The sequence below is a fragment of the Streptococcus sp. 449_SSPC genome (genome assembly GCF_001073005.1).
Lineage (GTDB): Bacteria > Bacillota > Bacilli > Lactobacillales > Streptococcaceae > Streptococcus > Streptococcus salivarius_F.
Genome location: NZ_JVGR01000002.1, coordinates 84895 through 110404 on the forward strand (window position 1 = coordinate 84895; position 25510 = coordinate 110404).

25 protein-coding genes are annotated in these 25510 nt (G+C 39.9%); 6 read left to right on the forward strand and 19 right to left on the reverse strand.

Annotation, left to right across the window (positions count from 1 at the left end; translation table 11 throughout):
• Window positions 1–17: 17 nt before the first annotated feature.
• On the forward strand, window positions 18–413 hold the full coding sequence (locus ADH51_RS00440) for a VOC family protein (RefSeq protein WP_002884456.1): 396 nt from the start codon (window positions 18–20) through the stop codon (window positions 411–413).
• Between the two features lie 43 nt (window positions 414–456).
• Here ADH51_RS00440 and ADH51_RS00445 read toward each other — a convergent pair whose 3' ends face one another.
• The 8 genes from ADH51_RS00445 to folB all read right to left on the reverse strand — a co-directional run bounded on the left by ADH51_RS00445 (window position 457) and on the right by folB (window position 7417).
• Window positions 457–1356, reverse strand: coding sequence for an SPFH domain-containing protein (locus ADH51_RS00445; protein ID WP_004183097.1), 900 nt, complete (start codon window positions 1354–1356; stop codon window positions 457–459).
• Between the two features lie 309 nt (window positions 1357–1665).
• On the reverse strand, window positions 1666–2733 hold the full coding sequence (locus ADH51_RS00450) for an ABC transporter substrate-binding protein (RefSeq protein WP_002884479.1): 1068 nt from the start codon (window positions 2731–2733) through the stop codon (window positions 1666–1668).
• Window positions 2726–3502, reverse strand: coding sequence for an ABC transporter permease (locus ADH51_RS00455; RefSeq protein WP_002884421.1), 777 nt, complete (start codon window positions 3500–3502; stop codon window positions 2726–2728). Before ADH51_RS00455 ends, ADH51_RS00450 begins: the two co-directional genes overlap by 8 nt.
• A complete protein-coding gene (locus ADH51_RS00460; RefSeq protein WP_048673786.1) occupies window positions 3499–4293 on the reverse strand; it encodes an ABC transporter permease in 795 nt (264 codons plus the stop codon). Before ADH51_RS00460 ends, ADH51_RS00455 begins: the two co-directional genes overlap by 4 nt.
• On the reverse strand, window positions 4277–5431 hold the full coding sequence (locus ADH51_RS00465) for an ABC transporter ATP-binding protein (protein ID WP_002884517.1): 1155 nt from the start codon (window positions 5429–5431) through the stop codon (window positions 4277–4279). The genes ADH51_RS00460 and ADH51_RS00465 overlap by 17 nt, the downstream gene beginning before the upstream one ends.
• Window positions 5432–5477: 46 nt before the next feature.
• Window positions 5478–6380, reverse strand: a complete 903-nt coding sequence (gene murB, locus ADH51_RS00470) for a UDP-N-acetylmuramate dehydrogenase (protein WP_048673787.1) — start codon at window positions 6378–6380, stop codon at window positions 5478–5480.
• Window positions 6381–6569: 189 nt separating this feature from the next.
• Complete coding sequence (folK, locus tag ADH51_RS00475) at window positions 6570–7061, reverse strand: 2-amino-4-hydroxy-6-hydroxymethyldihydropteridine diphosphokinase (protein WP_048673789.1); 492 nt, start codon at window positions 7059–7061, stop codon at window positions 6570–6572.
• Window positions 7058–7417 (reverse strand): dihydroneopterin aldolase, encoded by a 360-nt coding sequence (gene folB, locus ADH51_RS00480; RefSeq protein WP_048673791.1) that lies wholly within the window; start codon window positions 7415–7417, stop codon window positions 7058–7060. Before folB ends, folK begins: the two co-directional genes overlap by 4 nt.
• Window positions 7418–7637: 220 nt before the next feature.
• On the opposite strand from folB, the gene ADH51_RS00485 reads away from it, so the two are divergent.
• Entirely contained in the window at window positions 7638–9089 is a 1452-nt protein-coding gene (locus ADH51_RS00485; RefSeq protein ID WP_048673793.1) for an alpha-amylase, read from the forward strand.
• A gap of 31 nt (window positions 9090–9120) precedes the next feature.
• Here ADH51_RS00485 and folP read toward each other — a convergent pair whose 3' ends face one another.
• The 9 genes from folP to ADH51_RS00530 form a co-directional block, all read right to left on the reverse strand.
• Window positions 9121–9921, reverse strand: a complete 801-nt coding sequence (gene folP, locus ADH51_RS00490) for a dihydropteroate synthase (RefSeq protein WP_048673794.1) — start codon at window positions 9919–9921, stop codon at window positions 9121–9123.
• Window positions 9922–9929: 8 nt separating this feature from the next.
• On the reverse strand, window positions 9930–10493 hold the full coding sequence (folE, locus tag ADH51_RS00495; protein ID WP_002884345.1) for a GTP cyclohydrolase I FolE: 564 nt from the start codon (window positions 10491–10493) through the stop codon (window positions 9930–9932).
• Between the two features lie 145 nt (window positions 10494–10638).
• A complete protein-coding gene (locus ADH51_RS00500) occupies window positions 10639–12483 on the reverse strand; it encodes an APC family permease (RefSeq protein WP_048673795.1) in 1845 nt (614 codons plus the stop codon).
• Between the two features lie 66 nt (window positions 12484–12549).
• On the reverse strand, window positions 12550–13812 hold the full coding sequence (locus ADH51_RS00505; RefSeq protein WP_048673797.1) for a bifunctional folylpolyglutamate synthase/dihydrofolate synthase: 1263 nt from the start codon (window positions 13810–13812) through the stop codon (window positions 12550–12552).
• Between the two features lie 162 nt (window positions 13813–13974).
• Window positions 13975–14223: a KH domain-containing protein gene (locus tag ADH51_RS00510; RefSeq protein WP_002884680.1), complete on the reverse strand. Its 249-nt coding sequence runs from the start codon at window positions 14221–14223 to the stop codon at window positions 13975–13977.
• An 11-nt stretch (window positions 14224–14234) separates the two neighbouring features.
• Window positions 14235–14507, reverse strand: a complete 273-nt coding sequence (gene rpsP / locus ADH51_RS00515) for a 30S ribosomal protein S16 (protein WP_002884675.1) — start codon at window positions 14505–14507, stop codon at window positions 14235–14237.
• 161 nt (window positions 14508–14668) lie between these two features.
• Window positions 14669–16048, reverse strand: coding sequence for a hypothetical protein (locus ADH51_RS00520; protein WP_048673799.1), 1380 nt, complete (start codon window positions 16046–16048; stop codon window positions 14669–14671).
• A 111-nt stretch (window positions 16049–16159) separates the two neighbouring features.
• Window positions 16160–17338 carry a sensor histidine kinase gene (locus ADH51_RS00525; RefSeq protein WP_002884300.1) on the reverse strand — a complete coding sequence of 393 codons (1179 nt, stop codon included), beginning with the start codon at window positions 17336–17338 and terminating at the stop codon, window positions 16160–16162.
• Window positions 17339–17648: 310 nt separating this feature from the next.
• Window positions 17649–18386 carry a LytR/AlgR family response regulator transcription factor gene (locus tag ADH51_RS00530; RefSeq protein WP_022496803.1) on the reverse strand — a complete coding sequence of 246 codons (738 nt, stop codon included), beginning with the start codon at window positions 18384–18386 and terminating at the stop codon, window positions 17649–17651.
• Window positions 18387–18599: 213 nt separating this feature from the next.
• Here ADH51_RS00530 and ADH51_RS00535 point away from each other — a divergent pair, with 213 nt between their 5' ends.
• Window positions 18600–19922 (forward strand): matrixin family metalloprotease, encoded by a 1323-nt coding sequence (locus ADH51_RS00535; protein WP_048673802.1) that lies wholly within the window; start codon window positions 18600–18602, stop codon window positions 19920–19922.
• Window positions 19923–20700: 778 nt separating this feature from the next.
• Complete coding sequence (gene tehB, locus ADH51_RS00540; RefSeq protein WP_048673803.1) at window positions 20701–21579, forward strand: SAM-dependent methyltransferase TehB; 879 nt, start codon at window positions 20701–20703, stop codon at window positions 21577–21579.
• 83 nt (window positions 21580–21662) lie between these two features.
• On the opposite strand, the gene ADH51_RS00545 is transcribed toward tehB, so the two are convergent.
• Together ADH51_RS00545 and ADH51_RS00550 are read right to left on the reverse strand one after the other, a co-directional pair.
• Window positions 21663–22415: a DUF4767 domain-containing protein gene (locus ADH51_RS00545; RefSeq protein ID WP_048673805.1), complete on the reverse strand. Its 753-nt coding sequence runs from the start codon at window positions 22413–22415 to the stop codon at window positions 21663–21665.
• Between the two features lie 95 nt (window positions 22416–22510).
• Window positions 22511–23560 carry an LLM class flavin-dependent oxidoreductase gene (locus tag ADH51_RS00550; RefSeq protein ID WP_048673807.1) on the reverse strand — a complete coding sequence of 350 codons (1050 nt, stop codon included), beginning with the start codon at window positions 23558–23560 and terminating at the stop codon, window positions 22511–22513.
• A 542-nt stretch (window positions 23561–24102) separates the two neighbouring features.
• Between ADH51_RS00550 and ADH51_RS00560 the strand changes: the two genes are divergently transcribed.
• Both ADH51_RS00560 and ADH51_RS00565 read left to right on the forward strand, forming a co-directional pair.
• Entirely contained in the window at window positions 24103–24930 is an 828-nt protein-coding gene (locus tag ADH51_RS00560) for an exodeoxyribonuclease III (RefSeq protein WP_048673809.1), read from the forward strand.
• Window positions 24931–25002: 72 nt separating this feature from the next.
• Complete coding sequence (locus ADH51_RS00565; RefSeq protein ID WP_048673811.1) at window positions 25003–25482, forward strand: QueT transporter family protein; 480 nt, start codon at window positions 25003–25005, stop codon at window positions 25480–25482.
• The last annotated feature ends 28 nt before the right edge of the window (window positions 25483–25510 follow it).

The window sequence follows — 25510 nt, forward strand, 5'->3', positions numbered from 1 at the left end:
TAAAAGGAGTATCTCACATGACTAAATTTCTACACACTTGTGTCCGTGTCAAGGACCTAGAAGCCTCACTTAAATTTTATAAAGAAGCTCTTGGTTTCAAAGAAGCTCGTCGCAATGATTTTCCAGAATATAAGTTCACCCTTGTCTATTTACAACTCGAAGATGATCCTGATTATGAGTTGGAATTAACCTATAACTACGACCATGAAGCTTATGATCTCGGGGATGGATATGGTCATATCGCCGTTGGTGTTGATGACCTAGAAGCTACACACCAAGCTCACAAAGAGGCTGGCTACACTGTTACAGACCTCTCAGGTCTTCCTGGTAAACCAAAAATGTACTACTTTATCACTGATCCAGATGGCTATAAGATTGAAGTTATCCGTTTGACGCAATTCCTAGAAAAATAAAACAAAAAAAGTCAGATCGTATAGATCTGGCTTCTTTTTGTGCTTAATTTTTATTATCTGTCTTTAAGGCTGACAAAATTTGGGTACGAATATCATCCACACCGTTTGGATTATTTGGTAGGAATAAGGTTTGATTGCCTTTAGCCGCAAAAGTATTAAGCGTATCTAAGTATTGGTTAGTCAAAAGAATAGACATAATCTGCTCTTCAGACATACCCACATTGGCCTCTTTAAGTTCTGCGATTGATTCAGCCAATCCATCAACGATAGCCTTACGTTGTTGGGCAATACCAACCCCGTGAAGACGATCTTTTTCAGCTTCAGCTTCAGCTGCTGTGACAATCTTAATCTTATCAGCTTCTGCCAATTCTTGAGCTGCGACACGCTTACGTTGAGCAGCATTGATTTCGTTCATAGACTGTTTAACTTCAGCATCTGGTTCAACTTTGGTAATCAAGGTCTTAACAATGATATAACCATAAGTTGTCATTTCTTCAGCCACTTGGTGTTGAACCTCAAGGGCAATTTCATCTTTCTTCTCAAAGAGTTCATCGAGCGTCAATTTAGGAACTGATGAACGGAGAGCATCCTCAATGTATGATTTAATTTGAGCTTCTGGACGCATGAGTTTATAGTAAGCATCTGTAACATTTTGCTCATTAACACGATATTGAGTAGCCACATTCATCATGACAAAGACATTGTCCTTTGTCTTAGTCTCAACCACAATCTCACTTTGAAGCAAACGTAATTGAATACGAGCGGCAATTTTATCGATACCAAATGGTAAACGCATATGAATCCCACTCGTTGCAATTTTTTGATAACGCCCAAAACGTTCAACGATAGCCACTGACTGTTGACGTACAACGTAAAGCATACTGATGAGAATTCCCAAAATAATCAGGAATGAAAACAGTAAAAAGAGAAGTGCTGCTTGCATGTTAAGTCCTCCAAAATAAACATTAAAATTTTCTTTGCTTTATTATAGCACAGTGATACAATTTTTCAAGAAAAATAGCATAGCTCGTTCGAAATAGTGTAAAAGAGACACTTTCTTTATCGCTTATATGTCAGCACTCTTGAAAACTTGGAAACTCCTGTTAATCGAGAGAGTTGTACGCAACAGGCGAGACTTTTCGATATAAGAAAAAGGCTGAAACGAAATCGTTTCAGCCTCTTAGTATTTTCGAAAATAAAATCGTTTGAAGAATCATTCTAGATGGCATCCAAAACTCAAATCTCAAAAGACTTACTTACGATACATTTTAACTTGAAGGTAAATATCGTTATAGATTCCGAGCCATTTTTGACCTAAGTTGTTATAGACTTCAAGGTTTTTAATGGTTGATTCTGAGGGATAAAAGGCTTTATCATCAGTGATACTCTTTGGAAGCAAGGCTTTAGCTGCTTGGTTAGGTGTGGCATAACCGATATATTCAGCATTTTGGGCTGCATTTTCTGGTTTAAGCATGAAATTGATAAAGGCATAGGCCTCTTTTTCATGCTTTACAGTCTTAGGAATCACCAGATTATCAAACCAAAGATTTGAGCCTTCAGATGGGACAACATAACGTAGGTCCTCATTTTTATCAAGCATCTCACTGGCTTCCCCTGAGAAGGTTACTCCAATGGCCGCATCACCTTGAACCATGTAGCCCTTCATCTCGTCACCAACAATAGCCTTGATATTTGGTGTTAGACTATTAAGTTTAGTTTCAGCCAAACGTAATTCAGTCATGTTCTTCGTATTCAAGCTATATCCCAGGCTATTGAGTGAGAAACCAAGGACTTCACGCGCGCCATCCACAAGCATAATCTGATTTTTGTAATCTGGTGACCAAAGATCATCCCAGTGCTGTGGTGCTTTTTTCACCAATTTTGTATTATAAACAATGCCGACAGTTCCCCAGAAATAAGGGATGGAATAGTCATTGTGAGGGTCAAAACTAAGTCCTTTAAAGCTTGAGCCAATCTGGTCAAAACCTTTGATTTTAGATTTATCCAACTTCACCAAAAGGTCTTCCTTAACCATTTTATCAATAGTATAGTCTGACGGCACAGCGATATCGTAGGTTGTTCCGCCCTGCTTAATCTTGGTATACATGGCTTCATTGGAATCAAAGGTTTCGTACTGAACCTTGATGCCCGTTTCTTTTGTAAACTTGGTCAGGAGGTCTGGGTCAATATAATCACCCCAGTTATAGATAACTAATTTGTCCGACACATTTCCTGTACGACTCTGCATGTAGGCAGAGATGCCCCAAAGGAAGAAGATAATGGCTAAGATACCTGCCAGAAATTGATAGAGTCTACGCATCCTGCTCCTCCTTCTCCTTGGTAATCGCATAATAACCTATAACTAAAAGAATAGAGAATAGGAAAACAACGGTTGACAAGGCATTGATTTCCAGAGAAATCCCCTTACGTGCACGTGAGTAAATTTCCACAGCAAGTGTTGAAAAACCATTCCCCGTTACAAAGAAGGTTACTGCAAAGTCATCCAATGAATAGGTAAAGGCCATGAAATAACCAGCAATAATACCAGGTGTCAAGTATGGCAACATAACCTCACGTAACATCTGCCATTGAGTTGCACCTAGGTCATAAGCCGCATTTACCATATCTCGATTCATTTCCTTGAGACGTGGCAACACCATGAGAACCACAATTGGGATTGAAAAAGCAATGTGACTCAATAAGACAGATACAAAGCCTAATTGGAAACCAATCAAGGTGAAGAGAATCAAGAAACTAGCACCAATCATGACGTCCGGTGCAACCATGAGCACGTTATTTAGGGATAAAATCCCAGTCTGTTGCTTTTGTTTACTCTCATAGATAAAGATAGACCCAAAGGTACCAATAATCGTTGCTAGAAGAGCGCTAAGGAAAGCTAAAAAGAAGGTTTGAGCCAGAATTAACATAAGACGGCTATCTGAAAACATGCTCTGGTAGTTATCCAGAGTAAAACCTGTGAAACTATTCATATCGCCACCACTGTTGAAAGAATAGGCGATTAAATAAAAGATTGGCAGGTAAAGGATAACAAAGACAAGAGCTAAATAGAGATTTGCAAATTTTTTCATTGACGTCTCTCCTTTGTTAACCACATTGTCGCAATCATAGCAGCAATAAGAACAACACCAATGGTTGCCCCCATTCCCCAGTTTTGTGTCGTGAGGAAGTGCTGTTCGATAGCTGTCCCTAGGGTGATAACTCGGTTACCACCAATCAAGCGTGTCAGCATAAAGAGGCTGAGACTAGGAATGAAGACCGACTGGACACCAGAGCGTACCCCATTAAGCGATAAGGGAAAAATAACCTTGGTAAAGGTCTGCCAATCATTGGCTCCCAAATCTTTACTTGCATTCACAATATTTTCATCCAAATCATCCAGTGCATTGAAAATCGGTAGAATCATAAAAGGAATTTCAATGTAGCTAGCTACGAAAATAAAGGAGAAGTCCGTAAAGAGGATTTGCATGGGTGCAATCCCAAAGAAACCAAGAAAGGCATTGATACCACCTTGTTGGCCAAAAATCCCCATAAAAGCATAGGCTTTCAGAAGGAGATTGACCCAGGTTGGCAAAATGACCAACATTAACCAAAGTTGCTTATGCTTCAGTCTGGTTAAGAGATATGCCGTCGGATAAGAGATAAGGAGAGTTACTAGAGTAATGATGGCTGCATAAAGAACCGAGTTAAAACTCATCCTTAAGTAAGTCCAACTGGAAAAGAAGGTGCCATAATTATCCAATGTAAAGTTGCCACTGATATCAAAGAAAGACTGATAGAGTAGCATGAGCACTGGAGCAACCACGAAGAGTAGGAGCCAAAGGAGGTAAGGTACCGAGAAGAGGCTAGCTGTTTTCTTCATAGCGCTCCTCCTCAATGGCATTAATCAAGCCATCTTCATGTTCTTCCACTTCCACATATTCTTCAATACGTGCATCGAACTCTTCTTCTGTCTCATTAAGACGCATGATATGAATATCCTCAGGCGTAAAATCAAGACCGATAATCTCACCCTCAATCGCCTTACGGGTTGAATGAATCATCCATTCATTGCCAAGATTGTCATAGGCAATGATTTCATAGTGGACCCCACGGAAGAGCTGAGTTTCCACGCGAACTTGCAATTTACCTTCCTCAGGAAGTGTAATCTGCAAATCTTCAGGACGAATAACCACTTCGACAGGTTCATTAGGACGCATTCCTCCATCAACAGATTCAAAACGTTTCCCATTGAACTCAACCAAATAGTCCTCAATCATAACACCTGGAAGGATGTTAGATTCTCCAATAAAGGTTGCAACGAAGTGGTTAATAGGTTCGTCATAGATATCAACCGGAGTTCCTGATTGAACAATTTCACCATCATTCATAACAAAAATCCAATCCGACATGGCCAAGGCCTCTTCTTGGTCATGGGTAACAAAGACAAAAGTAATCCCTAGACGTTGCTGCAATTCGCGCAACTCGTATTGCATTTCAGTACGTAGTTTCAAATCCAGTGCTGACAAGGGCTCATCCAAAAGGACCACACGTGGTTGGTTAATAATCGCACGGGCAATGGCCACACGTTGACGTTGACCACCTGATAATTTTTGAATTGAGCGTTTTTGATAACCATTGAGTTGAACCATCTTTAAGGCTTCTTCTACACGCTCTTCGATTTCCTTTTTAGGCACCTTTTTCAATTTAAGGGCAAAAGCCACATTGTCAAAGACATTCATATGTGGAAAGAGGGCATAAGATTGGAAAACGGTGTGGACATCCCTTTTATTGATAGGAATATCATTGATACGCTTTCCATCCAAAAGGACGTCACCACTGGTCGCATCTAAGAGACCTGCAATGATGTTCAAAATTGTTGATTTACCAGAACCAGAAGCCCCAAGTAGGGTATAGAACTTACCTTCTTCTAGTTCAAAGTTAATGTCTTTTAAAACTTGTGTGCCACTGTCTTCAAACACTTTTGAGACGTTTCGAAAGGCAATAATCGGATTAGTCAATTGTCATAAATCCTCCATGGATAGCAAATATAGGGATAGGGTTTTATTAGTTTAATTTGTCACCAATGATACGTACTTCAGGCTCTAGTGTAACACCTGAATTTTCCTTAACCTTGGCGATAACATCTGCAATAAGGTCTTCGTAATCTTTAGCTGTCCCGCGATCAACATTGACCATGAAACCAGCATGCTTAGTTGACACCTCAACGCCGCCGATACGATGTCCCTTGAGGTTAGCTTCCATAATCAGCTGACCTGCAAAGTGACCTGGTGGGCGTTTAAAGACCGAACCACATGAAGGGTATTCAAGAGGTTGTTTAAGCTCTCGCAAGTGATTAAGACGGTTCATCTCATTCTTGATTTGCTCGTAGTCTCCTGGTTTGAGGTTAAATTTAGCTGAAATAACCACTTCTCCTGTTTCTTGGAGCACTGAACGACGATAACCAAAGCGCATATCTCTTGCGTCAATCGTACGAATATCACCGTCTTTTGTAAGAACCTGAGCAGAAACCAAGATATGGGCAATCTCGCCACCATAGGCACCAGCATTCATAAAGACGGCACCACCAACACTACCTGGAATCCCCGCTGCAAATTCAAAACCTGTCAAACTTTGGAAACGGGCTACCTTGGTTGTCGCAATCAAGTTAGCTCCCGCTTCAGCTTCAATTTGATAACCATTAACTGCGATACCATTGAGCCTGTCAAACATAATCACAAAACCTCTGATACCACCGTCACGAACAATCAAGTTACTGGCATTACCAAGCACCATCCAAGGAATGTCATGCTTATTAGCAAATTTGACAATACGAGAGAGTTCATAGCGGTTACGTGGAAAGGCCAAATAATCAGCTGGACCACCAACCTTGGTATATGTATAACGTTTTAAGGGTTCGTCGAAACGAATATCAATCCCCACTAAATCTTCTTTAAGTTCATCTAACATGTTATTTCCCATACTTTTTCTATACATTGATTTCTTTATAGGTATCGTGATAGACTTCCCCATATTACTATCACTACCTATAAATGAGTGAGTATTTTTCCCTAAAAATTAGAGGAAAAATACAGCAAAAAGCCAAGTTTAATTATAGCAAAAATTCCCCATCTTGACGACAAGGAATTTCACGCAAAGCTAGTCCATAAGCTCCAATTTACGGACACCACTAGTGTTTAATTGACTCAAATAATTTTTGTAGGCTTGCCCAGTTTTAGGGTCAACCAAATCATCTGCTATCTCTACTAAGGGCACCAAAACAAAAGCTCTCTGACTCATATATGGGTGGGGCACTTTAAGATGCTCAGTCTCCCAGATTTCCTGCCCATATAGAAGAATATCTATATCTACTGTTCGAGGTCCCCAATGCTCATGACGAACGCGATCAAGGTCTTTTTCAATTTGCTGACATGATCTTAGTAAGGTTTCAGCTGGCAACTGAGTCTCAATTGACAAAGCAAGGTTCAAAAAATCAGCCTGATTTGTCAGTCCCCAAGCAGCTGTTTCGTAATAAGAGGATACTGCTTTAACCTCCGTCTCAGGTAAATCATTCAAGGCCTTCACAGCTTTTTGAAGATAGCCCTGACGGTCTCCCATATTAGATCCCAAACTCAAATAAACTCTTGTCATCGGCTACGCTCCAATTCGATACCAACACTCTTATAATGCCCATTAATTGGTGGATTTTCCTTGGTAATTCGAACTTTAATAGATTGAATTGGGGGAAACTGTGCAAATAGATCCTCACAAATCGCACCAGCTAAACGCTCAATCAAAATATACTTTTTATCTTCCACTTGTTTTTGCACGGCTTCAAAAACCAATCCATAGTGAACCGTATCATCTAGATTGTCACTCTGTGAGGCCTTAGTTAAATCAACAGTCAATTCCAAATCTACCACAAAAATTTGTCCCAGGGTTTGTTCCTCAGCAAAAGCCCCATGATAGCCATAAAAACGGCAACCATTTAAAATAATTTTATCCATAGTTTCTCCTTAAGACGACTATACTCCTCTTTATTCTAGCACAAAACAGTTGAAAAGTTGGTCTCTAATTAGTATGATATTTTAGACAGATCTGAAGTTATTGTGTTTACGCTTATGCAATCGGTTGCATAATTCTTCTGATTTGGTAAAATATAGGCACAGGAGTTAAAAAGACTCCTGATTACAAGCAAGACTATCTCAACTAATAAGGAAAAAAACTATGACTAATCAAACCGCAATGCAATACTTTGAATGGTATCTCCCAAGTGACGGACAACACTGGAACAATTTGGCTGAAGATGCCCAACATTTAGCAGACCTAGGCATCAGCCACGTTTGGATGCCACCTGCTTTTAAAGCTACCAACAAAGATGACGTTGGTTACGGAGTCTATGACCTCTTTGACCTTGGAGAATTTGACCAAAAAGGAACTGTCCGCACCAAATACGGCCTTAAAGAAGAGTATCTCAATGCTATCAACCAACTCAAAGAAGTTGGTATCGTACCTATGGCCGACGTTGTGCTTAACCACAAGGCCGCAGCCGATAAACTCGAGACCTTCGAAGTGGTCGAAGTTGACCCAGAGGACCGTACCCAAGAAATCAGCGAACCATTTGAAATCGAAGGCTGGACACACTTCACCTTTGACGGACGCAATAAGGCCTACAACGATTTTGAATGGCACTGGTACCACTTTAACGGAACTGACTTCGATGCTAAACGTAATAAAAGTGGTATCTATCTTATCCAAGGTGACAACAAAGGTTGGGCAGACAACGACTTGGTTGACAATGAGAATGGTAACTTTGACTATCTTATGTATGCTAACCTAGACTATAAACACCCTGAAGTTATTGAAAACATTTACGAATGGGCGGATTGGTTCGTTGAAACAACAGGTGTTCAAGGATTCCGCATGGATGCAATCAAGCACATCGATTCATTCTTCATGCGTAACTTTATCCGTGATGTCAAAGAAAAACAAGGTCAAGACTTCTATGTCTTTGGTGAATTTTGGAATGGTAACGAAGAGGATAACAATACCTATCTTGAAAAGATTGAAAAACGTTTTGACCTCGTTGATGTTTCCCTTCACAACAATCTACACAACGCTAGCACAGCTGGAGCTGATTATGATTTAACAACAATTTTCGATCATTCTTTGGTCAAAAATCATCCTGAACATGCCGTGACCTTCGTAGACAACCACGACACTCAACGCGGACAAGCTCTAGAATCTACTGTTGAAGAATGGTTTAAACCAGCTGCTTATGCTCTCATTCTTCTCCGTGAAGACGGTCTTCCTTGCCTATTTTATGGTGACTACTATGGCATCGAAGGTGAATTTGCCCAAGAAAATTTCCAAGAAATCCTAGATACTTTGCTCTACGCTCGTAAAGACCTTGCTTACGGAGAGCAAACAGACTACTTTGATGATCCAAACTGTATTGGATGGACACGCTCTGGCAACGAAGATGGCGCTCCATTAGCTGTAACAATCTCTAATGATGCTGCTAACAGCAAGTCTATGGAAATTGGTAGTGATTGGGCTGGACAAACCTTCTATGACATTCTTGGAAACTGCTCTGATACTGTAACCATTGACGAAGACGGATGGGGAGACTTCCCAGTTTCTGAAAAATCTGTCAGCGTTTGGACAATTCAAGACTAAGAAAAAAAGCTCAATCGAGCTTTTTTTAGTATCATAAAATCCCTAAAATGGTCTTAACAATATCACGATTGGCATCAACATTATGCACACGGACAATCTGACAGCCCTTGCTAACAGCATAGCCAGATAGAGCAGCCGTTCCCTGATCACGGTCCTTAGCTTGGGTATTTCCACCTAGTAGGTAGTTCACAACACGCTTACGAGAAATCCCAAAAAGAACAGGATAGCCCAAGGCAACGACCTTACCCAAACCTTTTAGCAGGTCAATATTGTGTTGGACATTTTTCGCAAAGCCAAAACCTGGATCAATCCAGATATTGTCCTTGGCCACTCCTGCTTCCAAGGCGGCCTGGGCTCGTTGACTGAGGAATGTACAGACATCTTCTGTGACATCATTGTATACTTCTTCTTTTTGATTATGCATGAGAATAATCGGCACATTCTTTTCAGCTGCTAAAGCTAGCATCTGACCATCATAGAGTCCAGCCCAGACGTCATTTAGAATATCTGCCCCTGCTTCAAGAGCAGCTCTGGCAGTAGCTGTCTTATAGGTATCAATACTGATGAGCACATCATATTTTGCCTTGATAGCCTGAATAACTGGCACGATACGAGCAATCTCTTCTTCCTCGGTCACAAATTCTGCTCCTGGTCCTGTAGATTCGCCACCTACATCGATAACGGCTGCTCCCTGGGCAATCATACGCTCAACCTGAGCCAACGCATCCTCTACAGTGTCAAAATCGCCACCATCTGAGAAAGAATCAGGGGTGACATTCAAGATTCCCATAATACAGGCCTTACCTGCAATCTCATGTTTGCCAATAAACATCTTAACTCCTAAAAATCACGCATCAATGAAAGAATTTCCTTGCGTTCTTCACGGTCTTCTTTATAAAGGCCCTTAGCGACAGTTGTGATTGTCTTACTTCCTGGTTTCTTAATTCCTCGCATGGTCATGCACATGTGCTCTGCTTCAACCATGACAAAAACTCCTCGAGGATTCAGAGCTTCTTCAAGTGCTGTAGCAACTTGATCTGTAAGGCGTTCTTGCAACTGCGGACGACGAGCAGCTACTTCAACGGCACGCGCTAATTTGGAAAGTCCTGTCACCTTGTCTCCACTTGGCAAATAAGCCACATGGGCCTTACCATAAAATGGAACCAAATGGTGCTCACACATAGAGTAAAAAGGAATATCCTTGACAAGGACAACTTCGTCATGGACTTCTGAAAAGACAGCTGTAAATTGATCCTTAGGGTCTTCATTTAGACCTGAAAACATTTCAGCATACATCTTAGCCACACGTTTTGGTGTGTCCAAAAGTCCCTCACGCTCAGGATTTTCACCTAGAGCTTCCAATAGTTGATAGACTGCTTGTTCTACTTTTTCTTGATTTGCCATAATTTCCTCTTTCAACGTTATAATACTATCTATTATACCTTATTTTGCTGGATTTTTCTTGCAAAAAATAAGATTTCCTAGCTACCTAAATCTCAAAAAAAGCGAAGACCACCTTTCATATAGAGGTTATCTTCGCTTATATTTTTTAGTCTTTCAAGTGGTAAGAATAGGATGAAACCACAATATTCTCACGCCATTTGAGATAATATTTCAATCGTAAACTCATTTGGTTGTGAAGCATGGTTTGCCATGATTTTTTAGGCACAAACTGAGGAATCATGACTGTCAGAGTCGCATTATCCTTCTCAGCTTGAGTGGCGACCTCGTCCACATACTGAATGGTTGACTGAGTGATTGAGCTGTACGGTGATTGGATATGAACCATCTCAATTTCAGGGAAATATTTTTTAAACTCTTGTTCAGTTTCCTTGTCCTTGTTCTCAGTATCCTTAGTAGATACATGCATGGCGATAACCTTGTCACCAATAGAACGCGCATAGGAAATAGCTCCGATATTAGCCTTGGTAACATTCCCAACGAGGATAAGAACAATATTTCCTTGATAATGGTGTTCTTCTACCGCTCCATCAATACGCAACTGTTGAGCAACACCATTATAGTGTTTTTTAATCTTAAGGAACATCCACATCAAGATTGCAATAATTGGGAAGAATGGCCAGATATCTCCTAAACGGAAAAGGAAGAGAATGAGAACAATAGCATAACAAATGAGAGCCCCCAAGATATTAGCTAAAGAATGTTTCCAGAATCCCTTACCATATTCACGAATCCAATGGATAACCATCCCCGTTTGAGAAAGAGCAAATGGAATGAATACACCGATGGTATAAAGCGGAATCAAACGTTCCGTATTTCCTCGGAAAATAAACAAAAGGGTAATGGCGCCAATTGCAAGTGTCAAGATCCCATTAGAGTATCCCATACGTGCCCCTTTTTCAAGGTACATGTGAGGCATGTATTTATTTTTCGCCATATTAAAGGACAACATCGGAAAGGCTGAAAAACCTGTGTTAGCCGCTACTGCAAGAATCATGGCAGTAGAGAATTGGAAAACGTAAAATAGAATACTACCAATCCATGACTGACCGAGAATTTCTCTAGCCATTTGTGACAAGATGGTTACTCCTGCATGAGGTGTAATACCTGTCCACCAGTTGAGGAAGGTGATTCCCGCAAACATAGCCCCCAAAATGCTAGACATAATAAAGAGGGTTGAAGCTGCATTTTTGGCCTTAGGTTTCTTAAAGAAAGGCACCGCGTTAGAGATAGCTTCTACCCCTGTCAATGAGGCAGAACCTGAAGTAAAGGCCCTTAAAATAAGAATCAAAGACACACCTGTAATTGGTTGTCCTAAATGTGCTGTGGCTGCGTTAGGCATATGACCCGTTAGAATTTGAAAGAAACCAAATCCCAATAGGAAGAGCGTCGAAACAATGAAGAGATAAACTGGTATCATCAAAGATTTTGCAGATTCACGCATTCCCCTAAGGTTCATAACCATCAAAACAAGCACCAAAATCATTGATATTTCAAGATTGAAAGGATGCAGGAAGGGAAGGGCTGAAGTAATGGCATCTGCACCTGAGGCCACTGAAACAGCAACCGTCAACATGTAATCGACCAAAAGACTACCACCAGCTATCAAGCCAAACTTAGGAGACAGATTTTCCGTCGTTACCATATAGGCGCCACCACCTTGAGGATAGGCTTTGATAACCTGTCTATAAGAGATGGTAAGACTGGCCAAAAGAACGAGAACCAAAAGTCCAATAGGGATTGACCACCAAATAGCCGCACTAGATACAGCTGTCAGAACCAAAACGACTTGCTCTGGACCATAGGCGATAGATGATAGCGCATCACTCGACAACATGGCCAAGGCCTGAATCTTGGACAATAAGTGTTCATCACCACTATCATCATGAGTTAAAGGTTCACCGATTAAAATGTTTTTCAGACGTTGAAACATTGTGATCTCCTTACTTTTAAAACATACGAGGGCTATTATACGCCCCTAAATGTCATCTTTCAAGTCTTAACCATCACTTGCCTGCTCTAAAACCCATTTTCTGACCTGAGAAATGAAGTATAGAGATCCCGTAATCACATAAAGTTTCTTATTGTCAGTCGTCACATGTCCTTTAATCCATGTTTTGAAGTCTGGTACCTGATTATAAGCCTCTGGGTATTTATCTAATTTAACACTATTTGGATAGTCAAAACTCGTTACAGTCAAGTCACCAACCGATTTTAGTTGGGCAAGCATGCCATCAATAGGCTTGGTGTCAATCGCCGCAAAGAGAAGTTCAATCTCCTTATCTGCATATTCTGATTGCAACAAGTCAATCAAAACTTTAACACTCTCATTATTATGAGCACCATCAATCATGAGATTAGGTCTTAAAAATTCTGTTCGACCTCGCCAATTGGCATGAGCCAGTGCATCCTTTATGAGTTCAGGCGTTACTTTAGGATAATCTTTTTGAAGCAATAAAGAAGCCATGATAGCCAAGCTAGCATTTGCTACTTGGTGTTGACCGGCCATAGCCAAGGCTATATCATCTAACCTTTGCTCTCCATAGGTAAAATCAAAGGAATGACTTGACCCTTCAGCTGTGAAATCTCTCCCCAGCTCATAGGTCTTAGAACCTTCTTCACGCGCCTTCTTCTCGAAAATATCTCGAACATCAGTACGGTCAGTCGCATAAATAAAGGGAGCCCCATTCTTCAAAACACCAGCTTTTTCTGCTGCAATTTCAGCATGGGTATTTCCCAAAATAGCCTGGTGGTCCAAACCAATCGAAGGACATAGGACCGCCAAGGGCTTAAAGAGATTAGTCGAATCATGAAGACCACCCATTCCCGCTTCAATGAATGCGATATCAACAGGATGGACCTGACCAAAATAGAGGAACATCAAGACTGTGATAATTTCAAACTCTGTCGCATTTTCATGCTCTGTCTCTTTTGGTAGACGTTCAACCACAGGCTTCACACGATTAACCAGGTCAAGTAAGTCCTCTTCTGAAATCATCTGACCATTAAGAGAGATTCGTTCCTTGAAGTCAATAATATAGGGTGAAGTAAAGGTTCCAACTTCATAACCTGCTTGGGTGAAAATGGTTTGGAGGGCATTGACTGTAGACCCTTTGCCGTTTGTTCCCACGATATGCACAGCCTTGAGATTATCTTGTGGATTTCCCAACTCTTTAAGCATCCAAGCCATACGCTCCAAGCCAGGCTTGATGCCAAATTTTAATTGTCCATGAATCCAATCCAACGCTTCCTGATAAGTCATAATTACTCCTTTTTTAGGCTAATGCTTCAACTTAGTCATTAAGCTGACCTCTAAACTAGATTTCTAGTTTTTCCTTGAGCTTAATGCTTTGACGCTCTTATTATACCAAAGACTCCTAGGTATAACCAAAATATGCAAAAAAGGCAACCCTAGGGTCACCTCTTAAGCTTTCTCTTTTTCGTCAATAACAAGACGAACTTTTTTACCTTGAGTAGGTACCGAATAGACAATCGCTCTTATCGCCGTAATAGTACGTCCTTTTTTCCCGATAACACGCCCAATATCGGCTGGGGCAAGATCAAGATGGTACTCCAAAAACTCAGGACCGTCAATAATTTTGATGGTCAACTGATCTGGTGAAGCAATTAAAGGTTTAACGATAGCGATAATAAGATTTTCAATGGTATCCATAGGCTAAAAAATTATTTTGAGAATTTTGATTCGTGGAATTTCTTCATAACGCCTTCTTTTGAAAGGATGTTACGAACTGTATCTGAAGGTTGTGCACCTTTAGACAACCACTCAAGAACACGTTCTTCTTTAAGTGTTACTTGGTTTTCTTCAACGAGTGGGTTGTAAGTACCAACTGTTTCGATGAAACGTCCATCACGTGGAGCACGTGAATCTGCAACGTTAATACGGTAGAAAGGTTTTTTCTTAGAACCCATACGAGTCAAACGGATTTTTACTGCCATTTTTAATATCTCTTTTCTTTAGTTTTTTATTATGGTGAGGGCACTTATCGCCCCTCGACCTTAACTAGTATACCATATCATTTTCATGTGTCAAGAAAAAAACTTGACAGACTTAAGATTTCTACAAAAAAGTTAGAGTCAAACTCTAACTTCCTTTTCGACTATTTCTTAGCTGTAGTCTTATGATTTTTTTCATAAGCTACCTTTGCTTCAGCATATTCAGCTTCTAAACCCTTAGCCGCTGCCTTCGACACTTTCTCGTATGTATCACGACTGGTCAACTTGCCATCCTCGTTGTAGGTAGAAACAACCAAGGTATCTTTATTTACAGTATAAGATTTGGTACGTTTCCCTTTACGGTAGAGTCGGTAGTTATCTACGTTATCTGAAATATAGTAATCTACTAGATTCTTATCTGCATTAGGATAAAGTTGCGAGACAACTTTAGTCAACTCACGTTTAAATTCTGAAACTTCTTTAGTATAGGTGATCGATTTATTCCACTGATCAACAACTTGATATTCCTTCAAATAATCTGAAGCTGTAAAAGTAGGCTGATCCTCCTCACCTTTTTTATAAAAGTAAGAATGTGTTTGTAAATTATTAGACTGATCAACTTTAAGGAAAGAGACGTAAATTTCATCTTTATCTTCATGTTCTTTCAGAGCATTGGTTAACTTTCCAGAATTTTCGTCCAAGACCTTAGACGATTTTAATTCCCAAGTCCCCTCAATGTTCCCCGAAGCATTACGCCAAAAACCGTATACTCCACCAACAAGCAACATCAAAACAACAGCAACAAGACTAGAAATCAAGGCTCCTTTGCCCCAATTTTTGGCCTTTTGCGATTTTTGATTAGCGTTTTGAATCGTTTCTAGAAGACGAACCTGACTTTCCAATCTCTTTTCTAGTTTGGCAACTGTCTGTTCTTCCTTAGATTTAGCTTTAGCAGCTAATTTTTCAGCCTTTTTCTTATCACGAGCAGCTTGACGAGCAAGCTTCTTAGCTGCTTTTTCTTCCTTATGATCAAGTTTTGTCAAATCCTCAGACAATCCAAGATGCTGTGCTTGGTTACTGAAAACTGGAATAGATTGATTAGGCTCACTCGAGGTGTTAACAGAATGATTTCCTGCATCTGGACGGGTTGGCGCATAGCTTGCCAAACGCTCTTTAGCCTCTGCGACGCGTTTGCGTTGTTCCTCTTCTTTTTGAATATCCTCAGCCTGACGGCCCGACTGAATGGTTCTTACTTGACCAACAGTCTCTTGAGATAGGGCCTTTCTCTTTTCTTGGGCCGCATTTGCCATAGCCTCTTGCGCGTTGTCACGCTCTTTCTGAGACTGGGCTAGTGCTCTGGCAGTTGCGGTTCCTTCTTCAAACTGTTGTTCAGCTGATGATTCTCCTTGATCAGCTGCTTGTTTAGCCTCTGCACCTTCAGAGAGAACAAACTCTCCTCGCTCCAAGGCTTCTTTAAAGTCGATTGGTCTTGGTTTTCGGCCATTCACAGCCTCAAAGTACTCTAACCATTCGTCTTTCAACATAATAAATCCCCCTGAATTAAAAAACACATGATTAACTTCCCTATTTTACCATACTTTTTAACATAAAAATAGGGATTAACAAGAATTCTAAAAATTCTTATTAAATCCCCATTAATCTTCTTTTGGTGTAATAGACAATAATTGGACAAAACGGTGTTGTGCTGATTCCGTTTCAAGCGTGACATTATCATATCTAAAGAGAATCTCTTCGATATTTGCCAAGCCCAATCCTCGACCTGTTCCTTTTGTTGAAAATCCTCTTTGTTTCAAAGGAGCCACATCAATAGAAGCTTCCTTAGTTGAATTCTCAACAACAATAACGGATTGATTTTCCATCTTAAAGATAGCGATAGATAATTTTGGTTCATCTGCTAATACAGTAGCTTCTATAGCATTATCACACAGAATAGATATGATTGTAATCAAGTCGAGTGGACGCATATCTGTGAAGAAGACACCCTCTTCAACCTCAACATGACATTGAATACCTTTATCAAAAGCCTCGGCTACTTTAGATGACAACAGACTCTTAAGCGGCATGTTGGTCACACGAGTTAATTTTGCCAAATCAAACTTTTGCTGCTTCAAATCTGATGCCGAATCTTTCAAGACACTATCATAAATCATCTTGATTTGGTCGATGTCTTTCATCTGAATGGCTTCATTAAGCGAAATCATAACATTAGTATAGTCGTGACGGAAACTGCGTAACGTTTCGTAAAGACTTTCGACTTGTTCAGAATACTTCTCTAGGTCATCCAAGTGACGACGATTTTCTTTTCTTCGCTCATTTTCAAAGTACTCATCTGCGTATCTATTGACACTGTAAACAGCATAAAGAATCGCTATATAGCCAATCAAGGTTATAATATGGCCAGCATAGTACAAATCAAAGAAACGCGAAGCCACAACTACGGAATAGTTCATAATCACATAACTAATCAAAACAAAGTTAGTGAAAAACATTATCCGACCAAATTTGCGATCTCGCTCCAAAACCCTCAAATATTTAAAATCAATATTAAGAAGTTTGGAAAGAGCGACAAATGTTGGAATAATTAAAAGGTCAAAGAAAATGAAATAAAGATAACTTTTGTTAAGGAAATCCGATGTGATACCAAATCCCGGCATCAAAAAGTAGGCATAACCATTAAAAATCAAAAGATAAAGAACAAGAGGATAGAAAGCATAAAATGCCAACATATTGGTGGTTCTTTCCTTGCCATAGAAATAAGCATAGAAAAGAAGGTAGAACGGTGTCATAAAGGACAAACCGACATTATATGACATCCCCAGTATCCCCCCTATACATTCAACTAAGAACGCAATAGGAAGAATCATACGTGGTATCTTGACCAAGCTGGTCTTTTCGTAAATCCACTGTATGACGATGAAATGCAAAAGATATTCTAATGCAATTTGCAAATTGAGCATCATTTAATGGTTAGCCACCTCCTTCTAGTAATCTTAAATAAGCAGTAAAAAGCCACATTACTATTTTAGCACACTTCCTGCTATTATATGAGATAAAATTGAATAGTTATTTCGAATTTCAGAAAACTTTCAATAATGATTAGAGAAGAAGGGGAAAATCTGAACCTTAACGATTTTTCAATCGTTCCAAAAGTTCCTTTTTACGTGTCCGCGATAGGAGGCATGACTCGTCTCCCTCAAAGAAGACCATATTAGCCGTACGATCCACACTTGTCACATTACTCACATTGACAACAAAAGAGCGATGCGTTTGGAAGAAAATATCATCCAATTTCGCTACTTCTGCAATTTTTCCATAGAATTCTACTAGGTTTGACTTGGTGTGAGCTATCAACTTATGTGGCACAGGGGCTGTTTCAATGTATAAAATGTCATCATAAGGAATATTAACATCATTTTTATCCGTTTTTACCGTCAGACTCTGTGCCTTGGTTTCTTGCTCAACCTGCGAATACGCAAAATCTAAAAGTTCTACCAAGGCTCTCTTAAGATCTGCATCTTCCATGGATTTATCAACAAAGTCCAGAGCTTGAATCTTATAACGGAAGGTCAAGGGCATAAACTCAGAGTAGGCCGTAACAAAAGCGATTTGTGCTTTCAAGTCTTCCTTACGGATTTCAAGCCCAATATCTAGTCCCTGCTTCGTTTGATTTTTAAGGTCAATATCCAAAAGATAAACCATGGATTTACCCGAACCTCTATCAGCATCTAACAATTCCTGACCTTGCTCATAAAAGGTAATCCCATCAACAACGGCCTTCGACTCCTCAACTGCTTCGTCCAATAAACGGCTAACACGATGACGCTGCAAGGCATCATCTTCAAGGACGATAATAGAAAGCATCTTATTTCCCTCTTTCTTTCTAATATACTTTAATATACCTATTTAACATTTTATCATAATTAATCGGAGAATATTCCTTTTTTTACAGCATAAAGTCTTTTTAACTTACCTCATTTCATTTATAAAACAATTGTTATCTTCTTGTCACTTTATCTTCATTTTTAGATGTTATCATGAGAGCTGTTTTTGTTTTATATTAAAAAGGAGAAAGTTATGTTACGTTCTTTTAAAACACAAGGGACTAAGACAAAGACTATCTTAACCCTTGCAACTGTTGGTATCATTAGTGCTTTTCTTGTGGGAAGTCCTCAGCATGCCTCTGCGGATCAAACCTATGTTTCAGATCCTAACCAGGCTATGACATTTTCTGAACTTGAAACAACTACAAATACCAATACCATCACTCAAACAGGTGTATCTAGTGAAACACCTACTACTGTGACTACTGTGTCACATACCTCTGTAGATGATCTTCATACACATGAAAATGACTATGAACAAACGCCCACAAATACTCCGACTTTTGAGGAATTGAAACAAGATAGTCAAACAGCTAGCAGTACTGTCGACAGCCAGACTGGTAGCAAAACCTATGGGACTAGAATTCCGACAAATACAGATAGCAATCATAAGGCTGTAGAAAATCACTCTGAACCAAAGACCGAAACTGTCGCTCAAGCACAAACCTGGTCAAAAGATGGTGCTACATGGGTATCAACAGAAATTAATAATGGTAAAGTTCATAAGATTCTATCTACTTATATTCCAAAACCATTAACACCTTCTACAAAGCCCACGACAACAGCTACAACAAAACCTAAACAATCAACTCCTGCTGTTAGTCAACCTAAAAAACCAGCCACAGTCGCTAACAAACCTACAACATCTACAACTCAACCTAAGAAACCAACAACTGTTGTAAACAAGCCAGCGCCTTCTACAACGACACAACCTAAGAAGCCAACAACGACTGTCACTAAACCTACAGCTCCTAAAGCTACTCCTATCCAACCTGCTAAACCAGTGGACCGAATTGCTCAAGTATGGCAAAAGAATAACGAACTGGTAAAAGAGAATTACGACACTCCTCACTGGTCAACTAAGGAAGCAACAGTCTTCATCAATGCTAAAAATCCTGAAATCGTGAATGCCTACAAACAAGCTATCACTTCTTGGAATAACACTGGTGCCTTTAATTTCTTGCTCACTAACGATAAACAAAAAGCTAACATCATTGCTGATGAACGTTATGAAGGTAATGTAGCAGCTCCTCTTGGGGTTACCTACTCTACTTACTACCTCCCAACTAAGCAATATAGTAATGCTACTGTTTACTTGAACACCTTCCATGTTCAAAACAATTATTATCAAAAGAATGGTGGAAAACTCCTTAACACTGCGCAACACGAATTAGGCCACTCAATTGGACTTGAGCACAACAGTGCTGTTGCCTCTGTAATGGAACCTAAAGGTGGTAAGACAAGTATCCAACCAGTTGATATTAACAATGTTAAGAAGCTCTATAGCAAGATTTAAGTTCTTACACCATCACTATAATTTATAAGCAGACCTATCAGGTTCTGTTTTTTTTATACAAGTGAGATGACCATTCAAGACCAGAAAATGACTGTTCATGATTTTTTCTTACATATTTTAAAGATATGTAAAGTTTTCTCCATTTTTTTTGGTAAAATAGAAAATGTAAAGAGAGACCGGATGAGTTAGAAAACTCAACTTTGTTAGTTTTTGCTCATTATTCTCATAAACAGAATAAAAATAGTCTAGGAACCCTTCTTAACATTTATACCTATCTTCCCCAAACACTTTTCCCCCATTCCTAGATTTCCAGATCTCTCCTAATAAAGAACGTCTAGCAACAGCAGCTAGGCGTTCTTTATTGTATCTAAAGCACATAGGCCTTGATATTAACCTAGTAGATTAGTAATCGTTCAAAATAATTCTCACAAAATTACCATTCAAGATCAGAAAATGACTGTTCATGATTTTTTCTTACATATTTTAAAAATATGTAAGTTTTCTCTGATTTTTTTGGTACAATAGATAATGTAAAGAGAGACCTAATGAGTTATAGATAAATGTTTTATCATTTAAAACTTATTGTTCTCATAGACATTTTCTAAATAGTCTAGGAACCCTTCTTAACATTTATACCTATCTTCCCCAAACACTTTTCCCCATTCCTAGATTATCAGATCTCTCACAAGAAAAGCGTCTAGCTCACCCGGCTAGACCTTTTTTCTTTTTCCATACTTTTGCTATAATAGAGCCATACCGTTTGAAAGGAACTCATAAAATGACTATAGATCAGCAACTTCTTTGCTACAAACGTTTACCAAACTGGACAGCTACAACACTTCCGGAAATGGTGACGCAAAAACACAATACTAAGGTGGGAACTTGGGCTAAATTGACCATTCTATCGGGATCTCTTCACTTCTACGAATTAGACGAAGAGGGAGAGGTTACTGCAGAGCATCTCTTTACCCCCGAGACAGAGATTCCTTTTGTTGAACCACAAGCTTGGCATCGCATCGCTGCTGCTTCAGATGATTTGGAATGCTATCTTTCTTTTTACTGTAAACCCGAAGACTACATGGCTAAAAAGTATGATACTAAGGCCCACTCCGAGGTTCTTGAAGCAGTCCAATCTGGCCATATCAAACCTGGTCGTACCCTTGACCTAGGCTGTGGTCACGGTCGTAACGCTCTTTATTTGGCATCTCTTGGGCATGATGTTACAGCCGTTGATGTTAATAACGAAGCTACACAACGCATCCAAATGATTGCAGATGAGGAAAATTACAATGTTAGAGCTGGCTACTACGATATCAATGCTGCTGCTCTTCCTGAGTCTGAGACCTTTGACTTCATCCTATCAACAGTAGTCTTTATGTTCCTTGATCCCGATCAAATTTCGGCTATTATCAAGAATATACAAGAGCGTACTGTCGTTGGTGGTTACAATCTAATTGTCTGTGCCATGGATACCGAGGAACACCCTTGTACCATGCCTTTCCCATTTACATTTGAAGAGGGGGAGTTGAAAAATTATTATAGTGACTGGGAGTTAGTCAAGTATAATGAAAATCTTGGTCACCTTCACCGTTTGGATGAATATGGCAATCCCATCGCCCTTCAATTTGCAACCATGTTAGCTAAGAAGGTTAAATAAGAGCGAATGACTGTAGAAGAGCTGAACACAGCTTGACTTGTCTTCAAAGTAAAAACTAGGAACCCAGTCGGATTCCTAGTTTTTTAATTGTTTACAATGTCTGCATATCCTGATTTAAGGTCTGCATTTTCTGTTTCTTTGACATAATAGACACCACCATTGGTAGTTGGTGAATAAAGCACAAAGGGAGTCCCATCTTTTTTAATGGTGAAGAAATAACGGTGAACAGATACATTTTCCCATCTCTCGTAAACGGAAACAATGGTATACTCAGAACTGCTATTACCATTTGCAGCATAAGTAGCATCCACAGTCTGGTTATGGTCCGACATCCAACGGATAGGCAAGGAAGAGGCTTCATTGGTAATTTCTTTGTATCCAGGCTGATTCATCTGATTGCCCCAAGAAACCATCAAACTAGCAAGTTGACTAGCTTTGTCATTGGTCCAACGTGGATTTTCAGTATAGGCTTCCTTAGCATGGTTAGCATCAGGTGTGTCAATACTTGCACTGCTAGATTCACTTGTCTTCGTATTTTCGGCCGATGAAGTACTTGGCTTGGCACTAGCCTTATCTGTCGATGAGAATATCGAGCTAGCCACTGTGGCAGATGACTTAGTCTGTTTGACGTTCTTCAGTGAACTAGAGACTAGAGTCAAGCCAATACCAACTACTATCGCTACCAGAGCCCCCAGAAGAATATAGATATAATTATAATTTTTCGAGATTCCAATAAGGCCAGACTGATAAGCTAATTGTAGTTCATCAGGTTTCGGTTTACGCCCCTGAACTTGCTCAAAACGACTTATCCATTCTGCTTCTGACAGCTTTCGCATAATTTTCCTCTTCTCTTTATCAATTATCTTCCATCCTATCATAGAACAGTGATGATGACAATAGTAGAGAGAACTTGAGATTTACCTTCAAGCTATTATCCTTTATTTTCAAAATAACGACGAACAATCGGCGCCACTTCTTCACCATAAAGTTTAATAGCCTTTAGAACGTCTTCATGTGGCATAGAACCAATTGGGAGATGAAGCATGAAGCGATCTAGCTGTAAATCCTCAATAATACGAATGATTTTTTGAGCAACGTGAGCAGGGTCCCCAACGAACATGGCTCCGTTTGGTCCAACACTAGCATAGTACTGCTCTTTAGTCATTTCAGACCAGTGTGGGCGATCCTTAGCAATGTTATCCACTGTTTGTTTTGTTGGATAAAAATAATTCTCTATCGCTTGGAAATTATTTTCTTCAATCCACCCCCAAGAATGAGCAGCCACCTTAAGTTGTTCATCCGAATAACCATTTCGAGCACCAATTTCCTTATAAACCTCAACTAATTTTGCAAAGGCCTTCGGATTTCCTCCAATTGTAGCATAGGCAATTGGCAGACCTTTTTCCGCAATTTGAATGGTCGACTCAATGTGACCACCTGTCGCTACCCATACCGGAAAATCATCTTGGACTGCTCGCGGATACACAGGGCGATTGTCAACAGATTGAGTATGCTTACCTTGCCAAGTTAAATTCGTTTGTTTTTTCACTTCCAGAAGCATATCTAGTTTTTCATTGAAAAGTTCATCATAGTCTGAAAGATCATAGCCAAAAAGTGGAAAACTCTCAACAAAAGAACCTCTACCCGCCATGATTTCTGCACGGCCACTTGACAGAGCATCAATGGTTGCATACTGCTGATAGACACGAACCGGGTCAATAGATGACAAAATGGTTACTGCACTAGATAAACGAATCTTCTTGGTATTCACAGCACCTGCTGCAAGAACAATTTCCGGTGCCGATACCGCAAAATCTTCACGGTGATGCTCTCCAATCGCATAAATATCTAGTCCAACCTGATCCGCCAATTCAATTTCTTCAACGAGGTCTCGAATACGTTGGTCATGAGAGATAGCTTTTCCAGTCGATTCTAGGAGGGTTGTTTCTCCAAAAGTTGAAATGCCAAGTTCAATCGTCATAAATCTTTCCTCCAGTAATTCTTTTATTTGTTATGAGAATAACATTATCGCTAACTAGTGATAAATAAAAAAGCCTAAGACTCTATTTTCCAAGAAAGGCTAATAGGGTTAGGCAGAAAAGGAGAACTAAAACACCCATGACCACTAGGAGACTAAGCTTATAGCCTAGGGGATTTCTAGGATTTAAACTAGTTCCAAGACCACTCCTACGAAGGACAAATAAGGGTTCCGAGGGAGATTGATTAAGGTTGTAATGCAAGAGATACCTTAAGCAAAATAGAAAGAAGAGACTCATCCCTGGAAAAATGGCAAGGGGAAGAATAATTCCCTGTGACAGACTAGCCATAATGGTAAGAATGATTTGTATCAACAAGAGCACCCAAAACAAGTAATAAATGTAGGATTGCTTTTTCATTAATATGTACCTCTCAATCTAAGATTAGTATACTCCTCCTAGCTTCTCTTATCAATCCCATAACTCGCCTGACACCTTATTTTCTGCTACAATAGAAAGGAAGTATTCAAAAAAGGAAACTGTACACATGAAATTAATTTCTTGGAATATTGATTCCCTAAATGCCGCCCTTACTAGTGATTCTGCACGCGCTCAATTATCACGTGCTGTTATCGACACTTTAGCCGCTGAAAATGCAGATATCATTGCTATTCAAGAGACAAAACTGTCTGCTAAAGGGCCGACTAAAAAACATCTGCAAATCTTGGAAGACTACTTCCCTGACTATGACAATACTTGGCGTTCATCTGTTGAACCTGCCCGTAAAGGTTATGCTGGAACCATGTTCTTGTATAAAAAAGAACTGAATCCAGTCATTACCTATCCTGAAATCGGAGCACCTTCAACCATGGACTGTGAAGGACGCATCATCACTCTCGAATTTGACCAATTCTTTGTGACACAGGTCTACACACCAAACGCTGGTGATGGCCTCAAACGTCTGCTTGAACGTCAAATCTGGGATGAAAAATATGCGGATTACCTAGCTGAATTAGACGCTCAGAAACCAGTTCTTGCGACTGGTGACTACAATGTTGCCCACAAGGAAATCGACTTGGCTAATCCTTCAAGTAATCGTCGTTCACCAGGATTTACAGATGAAGAACGTGCTGGTTTCACTAACCTCCTTGCAAAAGGTTTCACCGATACCTACCGTCACCTCAATGGCGACGTTACAGGAGCCTACACATGGTGGGCCCAACGTAGTAAAACATCTAAAATCAACAATACAGGCTGGAGAATCGACTACTGGTTGACTTCAAATCGTATTGCCGATAAGGTCACAAAATCAGACATGATTGACTCTGGTGATCGCCAAGACCACACACCTATTGTCTTAGAGATTGATTTATAAAATAACTCTAGACCTAAATCACAAAAAGAGTAGAACTGCTACTCTTTTACTATGCCCAATTAAGGAGAAATGATGAAAACCAAACTTAATACCACTCAAAAGCTCGTTCTGTCAGCTATTATGATGGCTCTTTACATCGCTATCCTCTTTGTGTCTCAAGCCATTCCCTTTGGTGCGGTTCAGATGCGTCTGGCCACCGCTTTATATGGATTAACCTACATCTTCCCATTTTTGGTTTTCCCAATTAGTCTGGCTAATGCCATCGCAAACTCTTTTGGAGGTTTGGGATTGATTGACGTGGTTGGTGGTTTCTGTGCTAGCTTTTTAACAACCGGTAGCATCTACCTCATCCGTAAAGCTAAGTTATCTAGCTGGTTCATCATCCTTCCAATCCTACTCATTCCTGCCTTAGTGGTACCAATCTGGCTTAGCGCCTTACTCAAACTTCCTTATTTTGCTCTCGTTATTAATCTCCTCTTAGGACAATTAGTGCCTTCAATCTTGGGGGCTGTACTAGTACGAGAGTTAACTAAGCGAGGATACAAAGACTGACAGACAAAAGTATCTCTGCAAATTGCAG